This is a genomic window from Neobacillus paridis, from assembly GCF_016765675.1.
In the GTDB taxonomy this organism is placed as follows: Bacteria; Bacillota; Bacilli; order Bacillales; family Cytobacillaceae; genus Neobacillus; species Neobacillus paridis.
On the sequence record NZ_JAESWB010000188.1, the window covers coordinates 1 to 901 of the forward strand.

Below are 901 nucleotides of genomic sequence, written 5' to 3' on the forward strand. Positions count from 1 at the left end.
CATCTTTAGCCGCAAGATCGTCGGCTGGCAGGTCTATGAAAGCGAAAGCAGCGAACTGGCAAGCGAAGTCCTGCGAGACATCTGTGGGCGTGAGCACATCAGGCCAAATCAGATCGTACTCCATTCGGATAACGGCAGCCCGATGAAGGGCGCCACTATGCTGGCCACGCTGCAGGCGCTGGGAGTAATGCCCTCGTTTAGTCGTCCGGCAGTCAGTAACGACAATCCCTATTCCGAGTCCTTGTTCAAGACGATGAAATACCGGCCCACCTATGCCAACCGCGCGTTTAGCAGCCTTCTGGCCGCAAGGCAGTGGGTTGGCGGGTTCGTGCACTGGTACAACGAGGAACACCGCCACAGCGCGATCGGATTCGTAACGCCGGCACAACGCCACGCTGGCCAGGATGCTGAGCTGTTAAAGAAGCGCGTCGCGGTCTATGAAGCCGCCAAGGCAACACATCCGGGACGCTGGAGCGGCGCCACGCGCAACTGGAAACCTGTCTTGGTGGTCCACTTGAATCCCGAAAAGCAGGATGCCGATCCGGCCCGTCAAAAGGAGCAAAATCTGGCGTTGAAAAAAACAGCATAAATGCCCCAGTCAGGCGACAACTAGCTTGAATTCTTCCGTCATGGCGACGGGCTTGCTCAATAGGTCCAGCAGCACCATGGCGCGGCCTTCCGCATCGTTCATCTGGTAGATGGCCTCCAACCCGGCAAACGCCCCTTCGGTGATGCGCACGCTGTCGCCAGCATTGAACAATGCGTCGGGATTGGCCTGCTGTGCCATTTCGCGTTCGCGCAGCGTGGCAATCAGGGCCGCATCGACCCGCGCAGGCCGGCTGCCGAAACAGACCAATTCGCTGACACCGACGGTGGATCGGATCGGGCTCCAGCTCTGGCC

At 59.3% G+C, this 901-nt stretch carries 2 protein-coding genes; one reads left to right on the forward strand and one right to left on the reverse strand.

The features are described 5' to 3' along the window. Window positions 1-589 (forward strand): integrase core domain-containing protein (locus JK635_RS28460; protein WP_202654663.1); only part of this gene is annotated, 589 nt, incomplete at its 5' end. A gap of 9 nt (window positions 590-598) precedes the next feature. Here the strand turns inward: JK635_RS28460 and JK635_RS28465 are convergent. Then, the coding region (locus tag JK635_RS28465) for a hypothetical protein (RefSeq protein WP_498043870.1) at window positions 599-901 on the reverse strand (303 nt) is incomplete at its 5' end.